The sequence below is a fragment of the Clostridium sp. JN-9 genome, from assembly GCF_004103695.1.
GTDB lineage: Bacteria > Bacillota > Clostridia > Clostridiales > Clostridiaceae > JN-9.
On the sequence record NZ_CP035280.1, the window covers coordinates 3,083,390 to 3,101,060 of the forward strand.

At 33.3% G+C, this 17,671-nt stretch carries 11 protein-coding genes, 1 tRNA gene, 1 rRNA gene and 1 pseudogene; all 14 read right to left on the reverse strand.

The features are described from left to right. Positions 1–139 precede the first annotated feature (139 nt). Positions 140–1,651: ribosomal RNA gene (locus tag EQM05_RS14840) — 16S ribosomal RNA — on the reverse strand. A gap of 531 nt (positions 1,652–2,182) precedes the next feature. Next, entirely contained in the window at positions 2,183–3,562 is a 1,380-nt protein-coding gene (gene murD / locus EQM05_RS14845; RefSeq protein WP_128750865.1) for a UDP-N-acetylmuramoyl-L-alanine--D-glutamate ligase, read from the reverse strand. Positions 3,563–3,983: 421 nt separating this feature from the next. Continuing rightward, a complete protein-coding gene (locus EQM05_RS14850; protein WP_128750866.1) occupies positions 3,984–5,375 on the reverse strand; it encodes a glycine--tRNA ligase in 1,392 nt (463 codons plus the stop codon). A gap of 66 nt (positions 5,376–5,441) precedes the next feature. After that, positions 5,442–5,822 (reverse strand): annotated as a pseudogene (locus tag EQM05_RS16305) (RNA-guided endonuclease TnpB family protein); the annotation flags it as partial. Positions 5,823–5,872: 50 nt separating this feature from the next. Continuing rightward, positions 5,873–6,481 (reverse strand): IS607 family transposase, encoded by a 609-nt coding sequence (locus tag EQM05_RS14860; RefSeq protein ID WP_128750867.1) that lies wholly within the window; start codon positions 6,479–6,481, stop codon positions 5,873–5,875. A gap of 344 nt (positions 6,482–6,825) precedes the next feature. Further along, positions 6,826–6,900: transfer RNA gene (locus tag EQM05_RS14865), tRNA-Asn, on the reverse strand. Positions 6,901–7,017: 117 nt separating this feature from the next. After that, a complete protein-coding gene (gene lysS, locus EQM05_RS14870) occupies positions 7,018–8,526 on the reverse strand; it encodes a lysine--tRNA ligase (protein ID WP_128750868.1) in 1,509 nt (502 codons plus the stop codon). Positions 8,527–8,543: 17 nt separating this feature from the next. After that, positions 8,544–9,026 (reverse strand): transcription elongation factor GreA, encoded by a 483-nt coding sequence (gene greA / locus EQM05_RS14875; protein WP_128750869.1) that lies wholly within the window; start codon positions 9,024–9,026, stop codon positions 8,544–8,546. Positions 9,027–9,267: 241 nt separating this feature from the next. Continuing rightward, entirely contained in the window at positions 9,268–10,239 is a 972-nt protein-coding gene (gene dusB / locus EQM05_RS14880) for a tRNA dihydrouridine synthase DusB (protein WP_128750870.1), read from the reverse strand. Next, complete coding sequence (locus tag EQM05_RS14885; protein ID WP_128750871.1) at positions 10,239–11,027, reverse strand: type III pantothenate kinase; 789 nt, start codon at positions 11,025–11,027, stop codon at positions 10,239–10,241. Before EQM05_RS14885 ends, dusB begins: the two co-directional genes overlap by 1 nt. Before the next feature lie 118 nt (positions 11,028–11,145). Next, positions 11,146–12,951 carry an ATP-dependent zinc metalloprotease FtsH gene (ftsH, locus tag EQM05_RS14890; protein ID WP_128750872.1) on the reverse strand — a complete coding sequence of 602 codons (1,806 nt, stop codon included), beginning with the start codon at positions 12,949–12,951 and terminating at the stop codon, positions 11,146–11,148. Positions 12,952–13,030: 79 nt separating this feature from the next. Then, a complete protein-coding gene (hpt, locus tag EQM05_RS14895; protein WP_128750873.1) occupies positions 13,031–13,567 on the reverse strand; it encodes a hypoxanthine phosphoribosyltransferase in 537 nt (178 codons plus the stop codon). After that, positions 13,564–14,961, reverse strand: coding sequence for a tRNA lysidine(34) synthetase TilS (gene tilS / locus EQM05_RS14900; protein WP_243108084.1), 1,398 nt, complete (start codon positions 14,959–14,961; stop codon positions 13,564–13,566). The genes hpt and tilS overlap by 4 nt, the downstream gene beginning before the upstream one ends. A 189-nt stretch (positions 14,962–15,150) precedes the next feature. Continuing rightward, positions 15,151–17,541, reverse strand: a complete 2,391-nt coding sequence (gene spoIIE / locus EQM05_RS14905; protein ID WP_128750874.1) for a stage II sporulation protein E — start codon at positions 17,539–17,541, stop codon at positions 15,151–15,153. Positions 17,542–17,671 lie beyond the last annotated feature (130 nt).

Below are 17,671 nucleotides of genomic sequence, written 5' to 3' on the forward strand. Positions count from 1 at the left end.
TAAACTTTTTTATACTGTGCAATTTTCAAAGAACAAAAGAGACTAATCAAAAACCGTTTAGGTTTTTTGATCTCTCAAAATTAAACAGAGAAGTAAACCAAGCTTTCATGTAAGTTATCCTTACATGTCGACTCCTTAGAAAGGAGGTGATCCAGCCGCAGGTTCTCCTACGGCTACCTTGTTACGACTTCACCCCAATTACTAATCCCACCTTCGGCCGCTGACTCCTTACGGTTATCTCACGGACTTCGGGTGTTACCAGCTCTCATGGTGTGACGGGCGGTGTGTACAAGGCCCGGGAACGTATTCACCGCGACATTCTGATTCGCGATTACTAGCAACTCCAGCTTCATGTAGGCGAGTTTCAGCCTACAATCCGAACTGGGATGGGTTTTAGAGTTTGGCTCCACCTCGCGGTATTGCATCTCTCTGTACCCACCATTGTAGCACGTGTGTTGCCCTGGACATAAGGGGCATGATGATTTGACGTCATCCCCACCTTCCTCCCGGTTAACCCGGGCAGTCTCACTAGAGTGCTCAACTTAATGGTAGCAACTAATGATAAGGGTTGCGCTCGTTGCAGGACTTAACCTAACATCTCACGACACGAGCTGACGACAACCATGCACCACCTGTCTCCCTGCCCCGAAGGGCTTCGCCTATCTCTAGGTTATTCAGGGGATGTCAAGTCCAGGTAAGGTTCTTCGCGTTGCTTCGAATTAAACCACATGCTCCGCTGCTTGTGCGGGCCCCCGTCAATTCCTTTGAGTTTTAATCTTGCGATCGTACTCCCCAGGCGGAATACTTATTGTGTTAACTGCGGCACAGAAGGGGTCGATACCTCCTACACCTAGTATTCATCGTTTACGGCGTGGACTACCAGGGTATCTAATCCTGTTTGCTACCCACGCTTTCGTGCCTCAGCGTCAGTTACAGTCCAGAGAATCGCCTTCGCCACTGGTGTTCTTCCTAATCTCTACGCATTTCACCGCTACACTAGGAATTCCATTCTCCTCTCCTGCACTCTAGATATCCAGTTTGAAATGCAGTACCCAAGTTAAGCTCGGGTATTTCACATCTCACTTAAACATCCGCCTACGCACCCTTTACGCCCAGTAAATCCGGACAACGCTTGCCACCTACGTATTACCGCGGCTGCTGGCACGTAGTTAGCCGTGGCTTCCTCCTTTGGTACCGTCATTATCGTCCCAAAAGACAGAGCTTTACAATCCGAAGACCTTCATCACTCACGCGGCGTTGCTGCATCAGGGTTTCCCCCATTGTGCAATATTCCCCACTGCTGCCTCCCGTAGGAGTCTGGACCGTGTCTCAGTTCCAATGTGGCCGATCACCCTCTCAGGTCGGCTACGCATCGTTGCCTTGGTGAGCCGTTACCTCACCAACTAGCTAATGCGCCGCGGGCCCATCTCAAAGCGGATTACTCCTTTGATTAGAATATCATGTGATACCCTAATGTTATGCGGTATTAATCTCCCTTTCGGGAGGCTATCCCCCTCTTTGAGGCAGGTTGCCCACGTGTTACTCACCCGTCCGCCGCTAATCCGTCCCCGAAGGAACTTCATCGCTCGACTTGCATGTGTTAAGCACGCCGCCAGCGTTCGTCCTGAGCCAGGATCAAACTCTCAATTTAAAAGTTTGATTGCTCATTACTTTATACTCTATAAAAGAATTGCTGGTTTATTTAACAAGTTTTTACCTGTTATCTTCTCTGTTTAATTTTCAAAGATCATGTCTGTCATCTGACAGCTTTTATATCTTATCATGTTGCTTTTACATTGTCAACAAGAATTTTAAATTTAATTCAAATAAATTTTACTCGAAGACAACTATATAATAACATGGTGTCCTAACGGACGACTTATACATACTAACACTTTTGTATCTTATAATAAATAATATAATCCATAGAAAAGTTAGTTTATAATATAAATCCTTTTTTATTCTAATATATGCTTATAAATTCTTATACCGATACACCAGGTAAGGTATTAGCCTTTTGAATTTTATATAATCTTATATTTACAATATAACTTTCTATAATTCTATATAGTAACTCTCCTGCAAACTTATTTAATTTCTATGCCATAACAAAAATGAAGATTTTTATCAGGCTAAAAATCTTCATTTTCTATATTTCATATTTGAGTTTTTAATTTTCCAATTACTTTAAATCATTAACAATGCTTTTAAATCTATTGCCTCGTGCCTCAAAGTTAGGAAACATATCGAAACTTGCACAAGCTGGAGAAAGTATAACTGTATCTCCCTCAACAGCCAGACTTTTAGCCTTATTAACTGCTTCCTCCAAAGAACTGACTATAACGATTGGTACTTCAATATTTTTGCTTTCCTTCAATTTATCAAAGGCAGCTTTTATTTTATCCTTGGTAAGCCCAAGCAATATTAAAGTCTTTATTTTTTTATATCCCTTTTCTGCTAAAGGTTCAAATGGGATATGCTTATCATAACCGCCAGCAATTAATATAACTGGTTTATCATAAACAGATATTGTTGCTAGTGTTCTTGTTGGGCTAGTACCAATTGAATCATTATAATATTTTACTCCATTAAGTTCTCTTACAAATTCGTTTCTATGTTCTACTCCATTAAATGATAAGGCAACCTGTTTCATATTTTCTAAGCTTACGTCATCTTTTACAGCACAAAATGCTGCTAAATAATTTTCTACATTATGCATACCTTTAAGAACTATATCCTCATATTTACACGCCTCTTTATTTAGCAGGTATAGCACTCCATCCTTATAATATGCACCATTTTCTACTATGTTTTTTCTGCTGAATTTCATAACTTTTCCCTTAGAATCTGATTCCATGCTGTTTGTAATGCTGTTGTCTTGGTTTAATACCAGCAAATCGTCCTTTTGCTGATATTTATATATATTTTTTTTGGCTTCTATATATTCTTCCATACTTTTATGAATATCTAAATGATTGGGGCTTAAATTTGTTACTAAGGAAACCTGAGGCGATGTATCCATAGTCATTAGCTGAAAACTTGATAGTTCCAATACAACTCTGTCATTTTCATTTATTTCCTCAATTTGTGAAAACAGCGGATTCCCTATATTTCCTCCAACCCAGGTTTTATATCCCTGCTGTTTAAGCATTTTAGATATTATAGTAGTAGTGGTAGTCTTTCCATCACTGCCTGTAATACCATATACCTTTGCAGGACAATATTTTACAAACTCCTCCATTTCAGAGGTTATATAAGCTCCCTGACGTTTTGCATTAACAAGTGCGTCACTATCAATTCTCATGGAAGGCGTTTTGAAAATAACCTGATATCCAACTAATTTATCTAAATAATCAGAGCCTAGGACAAGTTTTATTCCTTTTTTTTCAAAATCCACAGCTGTTTGTCCCAACTGATCAAAACTTTTTTTATCAAAGGCCGTAACACGGGCTCCCAGACTAACCAAATAATTAATTAATGGTATATTACTTATACCTATGCCCACAACAGCTGTGTTCTTCCCTTTAATAAACTCCTTAAACCGGCTAAAACTTCTATTCATTGATAACCTCCAAAATATAATACTGCTTTTAACATTTCTTTACGGAATTAATTATATCACTATAATTCAACTTGTACACTAATGGTTATACTTAACATCTCATTTATATTCTTGTCTATAAATTTAAATTATAATCAAATTTATCATATCAAATTTAGTCGAAATTGCGCGAATATATTTAATTTAAAAACTTTATTAAATCCTATTGAAATGTGTATTTCTTATGTTATACTAATGATGTGCCGTAAGGAAACATTATTATAATTCCCCAAGTTTTAATTGAACATATAACATATCCCCATGATTAAACCCTATTTAGACCGGATGCCCGAGCATCCGGTCTTTTTTTTCTTGAAATTACTCTTTAAAAAGAGCAGGAATAGATAAAATACATACCTGTTCCTGCTCTTAAATCAATTACTTAAAATTCTACCTTTTCACTTATAAACTTGTTTAGATCACAAATATTTATTCTTAGCTGTTCCATAGTATCTCTATCTCTCACAGTAACTGTATCATCCTCTAATGTATCAAAATCAATTGTAATACAATATGGTGTTCCAATTTCGTCTTCTCTTCTATATCTCTTTCCAATGCTTCCAGCTTCATCATAATCAACATTAAAGTCCTTTCTTAATAAAGCATAAACTTCTCCTGCTTTCTCTGATAACTTTTTTGTCAAAGGCAGTATGGCAGCTTTAAATGGAGCTAATGCAGGATGAAAATGCAGTACTGTTCTTGTATCTCCCTCTGCAATTTCCTCTTCGTCATAAGCGTCAACTAAAAATGCCAGTGCTACTCTATCAGCACCAAGTGAAGGCTCAATACAATATGGTACATACTTTTCATGAGTTGTTGGATCCATGTAAATAAGTTCTTCTCCTGAATGTTCTGAATGTTTTTTTAGGTCATAATCTGTTCTGTCAGCAATTCCCCATAATTCTCCCCAGCCAAATGGGAATGAGTATTCCACATCAGAGGTAGCCTTACTATAAAAAGACAATTCCTCTTTTTCATGATCTCTAAATCTCAAACAATCCTTATTAATTCCTAAATTCATTAAAAAGTCCCAGCAGAAATCTTTCCAATATTTAAACCATTCTAAATCTGTACCTGGCTTGCAGAAAAATTCTAATTCCATCTGTTCAAATTCTCTTGTTCTAAATGTAAAGTTACCAGGTGTTATTTCATTTCTAAAGGACTTTCCTATTTGTGCTATGCCAAAAGGAACTTTCTTTCTCGATGATCTTTGAACATTTTTAAAATTTACAAATATGCCCTGAGCTGTTTCTGGTCTTAAATATAATTCCGATTTTGCATCCTCAGTAACTCCCTGAAATGTCTTAAACATAAGATTGAACTTTCTTATATCTGTAAAATTCTTCTTACCGCATTTAGGGCATGTTATATTATTTTTTTCTATGTAGTCCATTAGTTTTTCATTGCTCCATCCATCAGCACTGGCAGCTTCTACTCCGTTTTTAGTCATGTGATCCTCTACTAATTTATCTGCTCTAAATCTAGCTTTGCAATCTTTACAATCCATTAGAGGATCTGAAAAACCGCCTACATGCCCTGAAGCAACCCAAACCTCTCTGTTCATTATTATTGCACAGTCAACTCCAACATTATACTTGCTTTCCTGAACAAACTTTTTCCACCAGGCCTTCTTTACGTTATTTTTAAATTCAACACCTAAAGGACCATAGTCCCATGAGTTTGCTAACCCTCCATATATCTCTGAACCAGGGAATACAAACCCTCTGTTCTTAGCTAAAGCTACTATTTTTTCCATTGTCTTATTTACAGTCATAATAAGTCCTGCTACTCAAAATATGGTCAAATGTATCCATACTGAGAAAATTCCTGTTTCATTGTACTATGCCTTGCCCAAGCTACTACAGTTTGTGCAGCACTCCACAGACGTAAATTCCCGAAATAGCCTTAGGTACACATATAAGCGCTTGTTTAATTAAGCTATCTTATATTCTTTAGCATTAGCTAAATTGATTGAAGCATTTAAATCTTCTATTGTTATAAAGCTTGGTTTTTGCTTTATTAACTCACTTACTGTTTTATTAATATAATCAGTTCTAATATTTGTAAGTCTTTGATGAAGTCTTTGTACCTTGACTATTTGTTTTTGGATATTCTGACGAGCAGCTTCTCCTTTCCCTTTTTTATTTCTTAATTTCAAACTTTCATATTTCCTTGAAAGTTTTCTTTGCTCACGTTTTAGTTTCTTTTCTGCTTTTTTAACTATTTCGATAAATTTTTATTATATGTTCTTCTGTTGGTTTAATCCCTGTTTTATATGCTTTTCTCAACTTCTTCATCTTCCTTTATCTTTTTTTTATACTTTCTTAGGCCATAAATTCTGCAGCTAAAAACATGAAGTATTGAGATTATATCTTGAACTAATTCTCCGTTTGGCGAAAAGCTTTCATTGTTTACTACTATTATTTTTACATTGAATTTTCCTAAAAATCTTTCAAACCACTCAAATCCAAATCGTACAAACCTATCTTTATTGGTTATTATTATAGTGCTTATTTCAGATGTCATACACTCATCAATAAGTTTATTCCATTTTTTACGATTATAATTCAATCCACTTCCATAATCTTCAATCACTTCATCTACAATAATTCCTTTTGCATTAGCATATTGTTTAAGAAATATAACTTGATTTTTTAAATCATCTTTTTGATTAGAAGTTGAAACCCTTGTATATATAACTACCTTCTTTCCAGAAGATGTTATACCCATAAACTCTTTATACTGTTCATAGGTATAAAACCGCCTATTTGTTGGCGTTCTAAATGCTTTTAATTTTCCTGCGTTATCCCATCGCTGTAGTGTTAAAACTGATACATTTAATAATTCAGCAAATTCTTTAGGCTTATAGTTCTTACTCAAATATAATCACTCCCTTTTTGGTGATTATATTATATCATTCCTGAATATATTTGCATATAAGATTATAAACTATTTTATTTCTCCTTAATTTCATATTTTAGGGTATAAAAAAAGCCCTTACCATAAGGGACGAATTAAATCCGCGGTTCCACCCTTTTTGGCAATAGCCCTGCTCTTACAATATCATTCAAAAGCGCCTTTAAAATATTACTATAGTCAATTACACCAAACTTGACCTCTCTTTTATAGTAGATATTCTTACTCTTCTTCATCATTATGACATATATATTTATTTATATTTTACCAAAGAAATTTGTAATGTCAACTGCTTTCAAAAAATAGAATGGCTCCGCGAAAAGGATTCGAACCTTCAACCCTTCGGTTAACAGCCGAATGCTCCACCGTTGAGCTATCGCGGAACAACTTATATAATATATTATAGCAACTATTTTTCTTTTTGCAAGATGTTTTTTTATTTCCATATAAATTAAGACCAGTAAAATTAACTGGTCTTAATAAAAACATTTAAATACCTTTTATTGTTGAATTAACTTCATTGTAGGAAATAGTATTACATCTCTTATAGAATAGCTGTCTGTTAAGAACATAACCAGTCTGTCTATTCCAATACCAAGTCCACCTGTAGGAGGCATACCAATTTCTAATGAATTAAGAAAATCTTCATCCATCATGTATGCTTCATCATCTCCAAGCTCTCTTTCTTTAAGCTGCTGAACGAATCTTTCTCTCTGAACTATAGGATCATTTAACTCTGAATATGCATTACACAATTCTCTTCCATAAATGAATCCTTCAAATCTCTCAGTGAAATCCGGGTTCCCTCTTTTCTTCTTAGTTAGAGGTGAAATTTCTACAGGATAATCACATACAAATGTTGGCTGTATCATTTTTTCTTCAGCAAATTCCTCAAATAATCCATTTAATACATCACCTTTTGTACAATCTTTTAATTCTTTTTTAAATTGTACATTCTTTTCTTTTGCTATTTCTCTTGCCTGTTCATCTGTTTTTATCTCATTGAAATCAACACCAGCATATTCTTTAACTGCATCTACCATAGTAATTCTTCTCCATGGTGGTGTAAAATCAATTTCTGTGCCTTGATATGTAACCTTAGTAGTTCCTAGGACCTTCTCACATGCATAAGCTACCATGTTTTCTGTAATTTCCATCATGTCATTATAGTCAGCAAAAGCTTCATATAATTCCATCATTGTAAATTCAGGATTATGTCTTATATCAATGCCTTCATTTCTAAAGTCTTTACCAATTTCATATACTTTCTCAAATCCACCTACAATAAGCCTTTTTAAATATAATTCAGTAGCTATTCGCATGTACATATCAATATCCAATGCATTATGGTGGGTCATAAATGGTTTTGCAGAAGCACCTCCAGCAATTTGTGATAAAACTGGTGTCTCAACTTCAAGATAATCCCTGTTATCAAGGAATTCTCTTATAGCTTTGATTATTGCTGTTCTTTTCATAAAAGTATCTCTGACATTTTCATTCATTATAAGATCAACATATCTTTGTCTATATCTTAAATCAGGATCTTTTAATCCGTGCCACTTTTCAGGTAATGGCCTTAATGATTTAGCAGTTAACTGGAACTCTGTAATATGAATTGAGACTTCACCAGTCTTTGTTTTAAAAACTCTGCCAGTGACGCATAATAAATCTCCAATATCGAAAGATTTGTATTCTTTTAATCTTTCTTCACCCACATCATCAATTCTAATATAAAGCTGTATTTTTCCATACCTATCATATAAATCTGAAAAGCCAGCCTTACCATGAACTCTTTTAGACATTAATCTTCCAGCAACAGTAACTGTACTTCCCTCAAGCTCATCATAATTTTCTTTAATTTGCACCGATGTATGAGTTCTTTCTACTTTATATACATCAAAAGGATCTTTGCCAGCTGCTTGAAGATCAAAAAACTTTTGTCTTCTTTCCTGAATCAGCTCATTAAATTCATTCTCTAGTTTTTGAATATTCTTTTCATCTTTCGCCATTACTCTATACCTCCGTTTTACTCTCTATTTACTTCTAGCACTTCAAATTTACTAACTCCATCTGGAACAGGTACCTCTACTATATCTCCCACTTTTTTTCCTATCAGACCCTTTCCAACAGGCGATTCGTTAGAAATCTTATAATTTACAGGGTCTGCCTCTGCAGAGCCAACTATGGTATATATAACTTCCTCGTCAAAGTCATAATCTTTAACTTTTACTTTTGAACCTACTCCGACTACATCCTTTGGAATTTCAGTTTCATCTACTATAGTAGCATTTTTTAGCATATTTTCAAGCTGTAATATTCTTCCCTCAATAAATGCTTGTTCATTTTTAGCTTCATCATATTCCGAATTCTCACTTAAATCCCCAAAAGAAAGAGCGACTTTAATTTTTTCAGTTATTTCTTTTCTCTTAACTGTCTTAAGTTTTTCTAATTCATCCTCTAATTTTTTTACTCCTTCATAAGTCATAACGTATTTTTTTGAATCGTTCATTTTTTTCTCCCCTTCAATCTCCTAATAATTATTTAATGCAAATACTACCCTATTTAATAAAATTTTACATGTCAGCTAATCATTTAAGAAATTATATAACAGCATAATTGTAAAGTCAACCTATTCATTTTACTAATTAAATTATGATTAACTATATAAAAATATTACATGTTTTTATTTAAATGAGGAGGGAGTCTTATCTAATTTAACTAAATTAAACAAAACTCTCTCCATAACGATTTTAAATTGCTTCTAAAGTATTTTTATACTCTAAAAGCGTTTTTATGACTTCCTTACTGTTTTTTTCATAATTGATAACATTTTTAATTTCAGTACAATTTTCTAATCCCTTTATATACCATGCAATTTGTTTTCTCATTTCTCTAACAGCTTTATCCTCGCCAAAATACTCTATTGATTTTTTATAATGCCTTATGCACATATCAATTTTTTCTCTTGGAGCTGGATCATATACATTATGTCCATTTATCTTGTCCTTTATTTGTTTAAATATCCATGGATTTCCCATAGCTCCCCTTGCTATCATAATTCCATCACAATTTGTATGATTAAACATCTCAGCAGCTGCCTCAGCAGAAAATATGTCCCCATTGCCTATTACAGGAATTTTTACGCTTTCTTTTATTTCTTTGATTATATTCCAATCTGCTTTTCCTGAATACATCTGTTCCCTTGTTCTACCATGTATTGTTATGGCATCGGCTCCAGCTTCCTCTATAATCTTCGAGAACTCCACAGCATTAATATGCAATTCATCAAACCCTTTTCTAAATTTCACAGTAACAGGTTTTTTAGAAGCCTTCTTTACTGATCTTACTATTTCATATGCTAGTTTTGGACTTTTCATAAGAGCGGAGCCTTCTCCATTTTTAACTATTTTGGGAGCTGGACACCCCATATTTATATCTATTAAACATATCTTATTATTTTCATTAAAATAATCACAGGACTTTGCCATTACTATTGGATCATTCCCAAATATCTGAACCGCAATTTTATCCTCGTTTTGCCCAATTGCAGTAAGTTTTTCTGTATTTTCACTGCCATAAAAAAGCGCTTTTGAACTTACCATTTCAGTATATGCTAATCCACAGCCTTGTTCTTCACACAGTTCTCTAAATGCTATATCTGTTACTCCAGCCATAGGTGCTAAAAATACATTATTCTGGAACTGTATTTCTCCAATTTTCATTAATACACCTGCTCTTTATTCTTTTCATATATAAACCTTAAGCCTTCTAAAGTTAGAATATTATTTACTACATTTATTGCCTTACAATCCTCGATAATTAATTTTGTAAGCCCGCCTGTTGCTACAACATAAGGTTCCTTTTCTCCATAAGCCTTCATTTCTTTTTTCATTTTTTCAATAATATAATTAACCTGCCCTATGTACCCATATATTATTCCAGCCTGCATACTAACTACAGTGTTCTTGCCTATTACTGCTTCTGGCTTTATTAATTCCACTCTTGGCAATTTTGCTGCTCTTTCAAATAGGGCATCTGAAGAAATCTTTATACCTGGGCAAATGGTCCCACCTAAATAATCTCCTTTTTCCGTTACAGCACAAAAGGTAGTTGCTGTTCCAAAATCTATTATTATTAATGGTTTATTGTATAATTCATGAGCTGCGACAGCATTAACAATTCTGTCTGCTCCAACTTCTTTTGGATTATCATATTTTATATTAATTCCTGTTTTTACCCCTGGGCCAACAATAATAGGTGTTACCTCAAAATATTTGTATATCATGTGTTCCAATGAATACATGATATTGGGAACAACTGATGAAATAATTACACCCTCAATATCTGACGGATCCAGCTTACTATTTAGAAAAAGCTGAATAACCTGTATACCATATTCATCTGCAGTTCTCTTAGAATCAGTAGATAATCTCCAGTCTGCTATAAGTTCCTTGCCTTTATAAATACCTAAAACAATATTAGTATTTCCTACATCAAGAACTAAAATCATAATAACACCGCCTTTTATATGTGCCATTTATAATTTAAAAATAGAGTAAAAATTTTAATTAAAAAATTTCTTACCCTATTTTTAATGTAATACCCTTACATAATAGTAACTGTAAATCTTAACTTGCAGCAAAAATTTCTTCAAACTCAGCTGATTCCAGCTTTTCCTTTTCAAGAAGTGCCTGGGCAACTGCGTGAAGCTTATTAATATTTTCTGTCAATAAGGTTAGTGCTTTATTATAGCTCTCATCTATAAGTATTTTTATTTGTTCATCAATTTTATTAGCAACTTCTTCACTATAGTTTCTTGACTTAGCAAAGTCTCTCCCTAAAAATACCTCATCATGTCCAGAGCCAAATGCTATAGGTCCAAGTTCATCACTCATACCATAATCCATAACCATTTTTCTAGCTATTGTAGTAGCTCTTTCTATATCATTTTTAGCGCCTGTACTTATATCCCCGATAATCAGCTTTTCAGCTACTCTTCCACCTAATAATCCAACTATTTCATCCTCAAGTTTTGACTTTGACATATAGGATCTGTCCTTTTCAGGCAGATGCATTGTATATCCGCCAGCCATTCCTCTTGGTATAATACTTATCTGGTGAACAGGATCAGAATGAGGAAGTAACTTCATGACAACGGCATGACCTGCTTCATGATATGCTGTAAGCCTTCTATCCTCTTCATCAATAACTCTGCTTTTTTTCTCAGGACCTGCTATTACCCTTGTAACAGCTTCCTCAAGTTCTTCCATTCCAATAAGTTTTTTATTTTTTCTAACAGCTAAAAGTGCAGCTTCATTCATTAAGTTTTCCAAATCAGCTCCTGTGAAACCAGGAGTTGTTTTTGCAAGTACATCCAATTTTACCCCTTCTTCTAAAGGTTTATTTCTCGAATGTACCTTAAGTATTGCTTCTCTTCCCTTTACATCTGGCGCTCCAACTAAGATTTGTCTGTCAAATCTGCCTGCTCTTAAAAGTGCTGGGTCAAGTATATCAGGCCTATTTGTTGCAGCAATCATTATAATTCCTTCATTAACACCGAAACCATCCATTTCTACAAGAAGCTGATTAAGAGTCTGCTCTCTTTCATCATGTCCGCCTCCAAGGCCAGCTCCTCTTTGTCTGCCTACAGCATCAATTTCATCAATAAAAATTAAGCATGGTGAATTTTTCTTTGCCTGTTCAAACATGTCTCTTACCCTTGATGCACCTACACCAACAAACATTTCCACGAAATCAGAGCCGGAAATACTAAAAAATGGTACCCCTGCCTCTCCGGCTATAGCTCTTGCCAGAAGGGTTTTACCTGTTCCTGGAGGTCCAACCAGCAAAACTCCTTTTGGAATTCTGGCTCCCATTTCAATATATTTCTTTGGTGTTTTTAAAAAATCAACTATTTCTGCTATTTCTGCTTTTTCTTCTTCTGCCCCGGCCACGTCATCAAATGTAACCTTCTTTTTATCAGGTGTGGCCATTTTGGCCCTGCTTTTCCCAAAGTTCATTACATTTCTATTGCCGCCGCCGCCTTGAGACTGCTGCATAAACATAAACCAGAATGCCACTAACATCAGCATAAGTATTATGGTTGGTAAATACGTTACCCATGCTGGAACTGATGCTGGTTTTGCATAAGATTCCTTAATAGATCCATTATTTGGGTGCTCACCAATAAATTGAAACAATCTTTCAGAAGGAACTATAGTCTCAAAATTAGTACCATCTTTTAAAGTTCCATCAACAGTCATTTTATCTTCTCTTATTTCTATACTAGTTACTTTATTATCTATCCAATTTTTTTGAAATTCATTAAAATTAATTGTAGATGTGTTCTGATTTGTCCTAACCAGCATTGTAGCTGCCAAAATTACCAGAACAAATACTATGACCCAGGCCGTTGCACTTGAAAATTTTTTCATACTAGGCCCCCCTCTCTTTCTAATTTATATTGTAAAATTGTATCATAACATAATTAGTTATACAATGAATTATTTTTAATTATTTGTAAATTTCCTCTTTTAGGATTCCTATATATGGCAGGTTCCTATACTTTTCTGCATAATCCAGACCATAACCAACAAGAAAATAATCCGGTACTGTAAATCCTATGTATTTTGCATTTAATTCTACTTTTCTTCTTTCAGGTTTACTTAATAGGCAGGCAATTTCAAGACTGGCAGGTTTTCTGCCTTTTAAGTAATCAACTAAATATTTTAAAGTAACTCCGGAATCTATAATATCTTCTACAATTAAAATGTGCTTACCCTCTATTCCAAAGTCCAAATCCTTTAATATTCTAACTACACCTGAAGTTTTAGAGGAATTCCCATAGCTTGAAACTGCCATGAAATCCATTGTACAAGGTATTGTTATTTCTTTCATTAAATCTGCCATAAAGACTACAGATCCCTTTAAAACACCTATAAGCATTAAATCTTTGCCTTGGTAATCCTTAGATATACATTTGCCCATTTTTTTTATTTTTAGTCTTATTTCCTCCTCAGTGTAAAGAACTTCTTTGATGTCCTCTCTCATATAATTTCCTCTCTTTCAATGTTAATTTCCATTATCTTTTTTGTATTTGAATCAATTTTAAATTTTTCACTTATTCTATAGCCTACAATCCAGGCTATATTCTCTCCAGAACATAGCAATGAGATTTTATATCTTTTATCTTTTGGTATTTTCATATCTATAAATATATCCTTTAACTTCCTTGATCCGTTCATTCCCAGTGGAGAAAATCTATCCCCTTCCCGTCTAAATCTCATATTCATATTATTTTTAATTTTATCATAGTCAAAATATTTTGTATAATCGCTTTTCCCCATTAAGCAAAACTTAAAATTACTTATATCAATAATATTAGTGGTGACTTTTAAATTTAGATCAGGGAAAATATTTATACCTTGGCAAATGGGAAATACCTTATTATGATTTTTATCATTGATTTCTTTTCTCTTCTTAACTTCTATACAACCATAATTATTCACTGCTATAATATCATTAGGCAGTATAATTAATTTACCAGTAGACTGTTTCTGAAGTTTTATTATCTGCATTATATGCATTTTATCAAAATTATTTAAATTTCCATTAACATAGGTCAAGGATTCACGTATTATTCTGCTAAGTACAGCCTTGTGTTCAGAAAAGGCTTCCCTAGATATTATAACCTTTTCTTTTCTGTTATCACAATACCTTTCATATTTTTCGTGAGAAATTTTCATTAAAAAATCATTATCTGAAGCAACACTATTAGACATTCTGTTTAAAACATTAATTATATCACTATTAAAATTTTTACGTATATAAGGTATAAGCTCAAGTCTGATTTTATTTCTGGAATAAATATTTTGTAAATTAGTTTTATCGATTCTGGGGGCTAAATTATTTTTCTTACAATAGCCTTCAATTTCTTCTCTTGTAATATTTATAAGCGGTCTTATATAGATTTTTTCTCTAACAGGCTTTATTCCTATTAGTCCTTCTAACCCTGTCCCCCTCATAATCCTCATTAATATTGTTTCAGCAACATCATTGGCATTATGCGCTATAGCTATTTTATTTGCTCCTGTTTTTTTCATAACCTGACCAAAAAAGTCATATCTGGCTTTTCTTCCCGCGGTTTCACAGGATATATTAAGCTTTTCACTTAATTTATTTACATCTATTTTTTTGCTATAAAATTCAACATTGATTTTTTTACAGAATTCTTTAACATAAGCTTCATCTTCGTCAGCATCTTTTCCCCTTAAGCAGTGATTTATGTGTGCTGCGGCTATACTTATATGTAATTCAATGCTCATCTCATTTAAAACATGTAAAAGACATATGGAATCCGGTCCGCCAGATACACCTACTACAATTTTATCTCCAGGTGATATCATATTATAATCTTCTATTGTCTGCCTGACTTTATGTATCACGTCAACACTTCCTAATCAAATTTATATCTATATATAATAATACTATAATAAATATATTTCAAAGTAAATCAACTATTTAAATGAAATTATATAGATTATTGTGTAAAACAACAAATAGTTGAGGATTACTGCATAAGGTTTAATTTTAGCCAGTAATCTCCAACTATTAAGAAACATTGTATTAAAAAGTTACTCATACAAACTATATACCTTTTCAACTACTACAGTCATATCATCCTTAACCTTGCCGCCGCTAAGTTCCTTGGCTTTGGTAATTATTTCATTACTAATTTCATTGGGATTTATAAGATTGGTACTTTTTAAATATTCAACGATCCAGTCTACCTTTCCTATTGATGAACTATCATAGTCTAATACTCCATCACTTAGCATTACTATAATATCACCATTTTCAACCTTTTTATTTATTATATCCACATCAGGTTTATCCAGCACACCTATAGGTAATGTTTTTGATTTTATAATATCTACATTCCTTCCTTTTTTTATAAAGCTTGCCACAGCCCCAACTTTCAAAAAACTTATTTCTCCATTATATAAATTAATATTGCTTAAATCTACAGTTGAAAACTTCTCCTCCTCAGAAAACTTTATTGACATTATAGAATTTACAATGTTAATAGCGGAAGTTGTTTTAAATTCAGCTTTTACAAACTTTGTAACTAAATCAACAGCTGCTGAGCTTTCTTTCCCTGCTGTAGGTCCTGAACCCATTCCATCACTTAACATAGTTATATATTCACCATTATTTATTTTTTCAAATTTATAACTGTCCCCATTGTATTTTTCTCCATCCTTTGCAACTCTGGATACATAGGAAGCAATATGAAATTTAGGTGTCTCTTCAAAATTAATTTTACAGTTGTTAGTATGTTTATCTATTTGGCATCCGTCATCCCTTGTACACATACACCTGCCTGTAACAGTATTTATAAGAGGCAATATACTTTTTATACAGATTTGTTTCCCCCCACATGCTTCTATAGACACTTGAACTACTAGTTTATGGATTTTATTGTAGAAGCAAAACACATCTTTATATATTATTTTATTTTTATTTAAGATTCTCCTGATATTATTTTCAATTTCTGAATCAATTGTTATGTTATCATTAAATCCGCTGATTATTTCACTAACAGAATCTGCTATATTATCAATCTGTACAGATAATAGTTCCCTGCTCTGCCCCAATCTTTTTCGCCACATCTCGTTTATTACATATTTATTTACAATTTCTTCTGTATTCTTTATCATTGAATCTTTTCTAATGCACTTTCTTTCCAATTGTCCTGGCATGGTCTTGTTATTATCCTGATAGTTTCTTATTAAATCACCAACTGCACTATAAGTATAATAAGCTTCCCTCTTCCAGCAGATACTTCTCATATTGCAGTTAGAACAGACTCTGTCTGCTACGTTATCTATAAGTCCGCTGCTTTTACTTTTCATTGACAATTTATCATTATCAGATAATTTTCTTAATACACTTGATACATTAACTAATACATCCGAAAATTGCACCAATTTATCTGAAAGCATATCTTTTAACTTCACTACATAATTTTCGCTTTGGTTTTCAACTTTTATTTCGCAGTTTATTTCAGACTCCAGCATATGCAGTATTTTAATTGGAATCAGGAAAAAAATAATGCAGCATATTACTACTTCTGCTATTTTAAACTGAACCCCAATACTTGAATATAGCTTTAAAATGGTAAACGCTATCATATAGGATATTCCGCAAATCCATTTACCCGTTTCTTTAAATATTCCGCTTATTAATCCACAAAGCCCGTATACTCCCACAAATGTAACCATGTTCGATGAGGATATTCCCATTATAGTCCCAACAGCAACTCCACTTGCTGCTGCTGCAGTACTTCCTTTTGTATTTCCAATTATCAGCACAAAGCATAAGGCAATTATATTTCTAATAGAGACTCCAAATAAATTAAATCCCCATGTACCTGCCATAATTAATGCAGAGGTAATGGTCATACTTATTATTTCTTCATTTGAAAATAAATGTCTGGTTTTGAATTCACTGAAGCATATTATTGAATAATTAATAATATAATATATTGGGAAAATGCTTGCAGTTTCAAAAAAAGAGGTTAAAAAGGAAGTCCCAAATCCTAATCCATTTATAGTAAGTTTATATACATTAAAAATAATGAATATTGTCAAAAAGCTTGATATAAGCTTAACTTTCTTATTTGATTTTACTAATGCATATTCTAACGCAACCAAAGCACCACAAATAATAAAATATACCTCTATGTTTTTACCTGAACTATATATACTGGCATATCCTATCAATGCGCCACATCCTGCTACTATACTTTCTATACCTTTCCTTCTTGTTATTATTGCAATTAAGAACGCCACACCAAAAGGCGCCATCAAATTGATTAAAAGCACCCTGCTTGTTAAAAAAGCTCCAACAAAATAAAATGCATAGGCTAATATAATACTTTTATCAATATTTTTTCCTTTACTCTTTTGATTATTTAAACTGCTTGTCCTTTTGTAAGGGAATATTTCTGCCCCATACTGCATTAACCACACCACCTTTTAACTTACTGTAATCATTATATCAAAGGCTTCTGGAATATATTGTCACTTGGTGTGTGGTATTCAAGTTTTTTTTAGGACATTTATATCTAATATTTTTTTATTTGTTTTTATT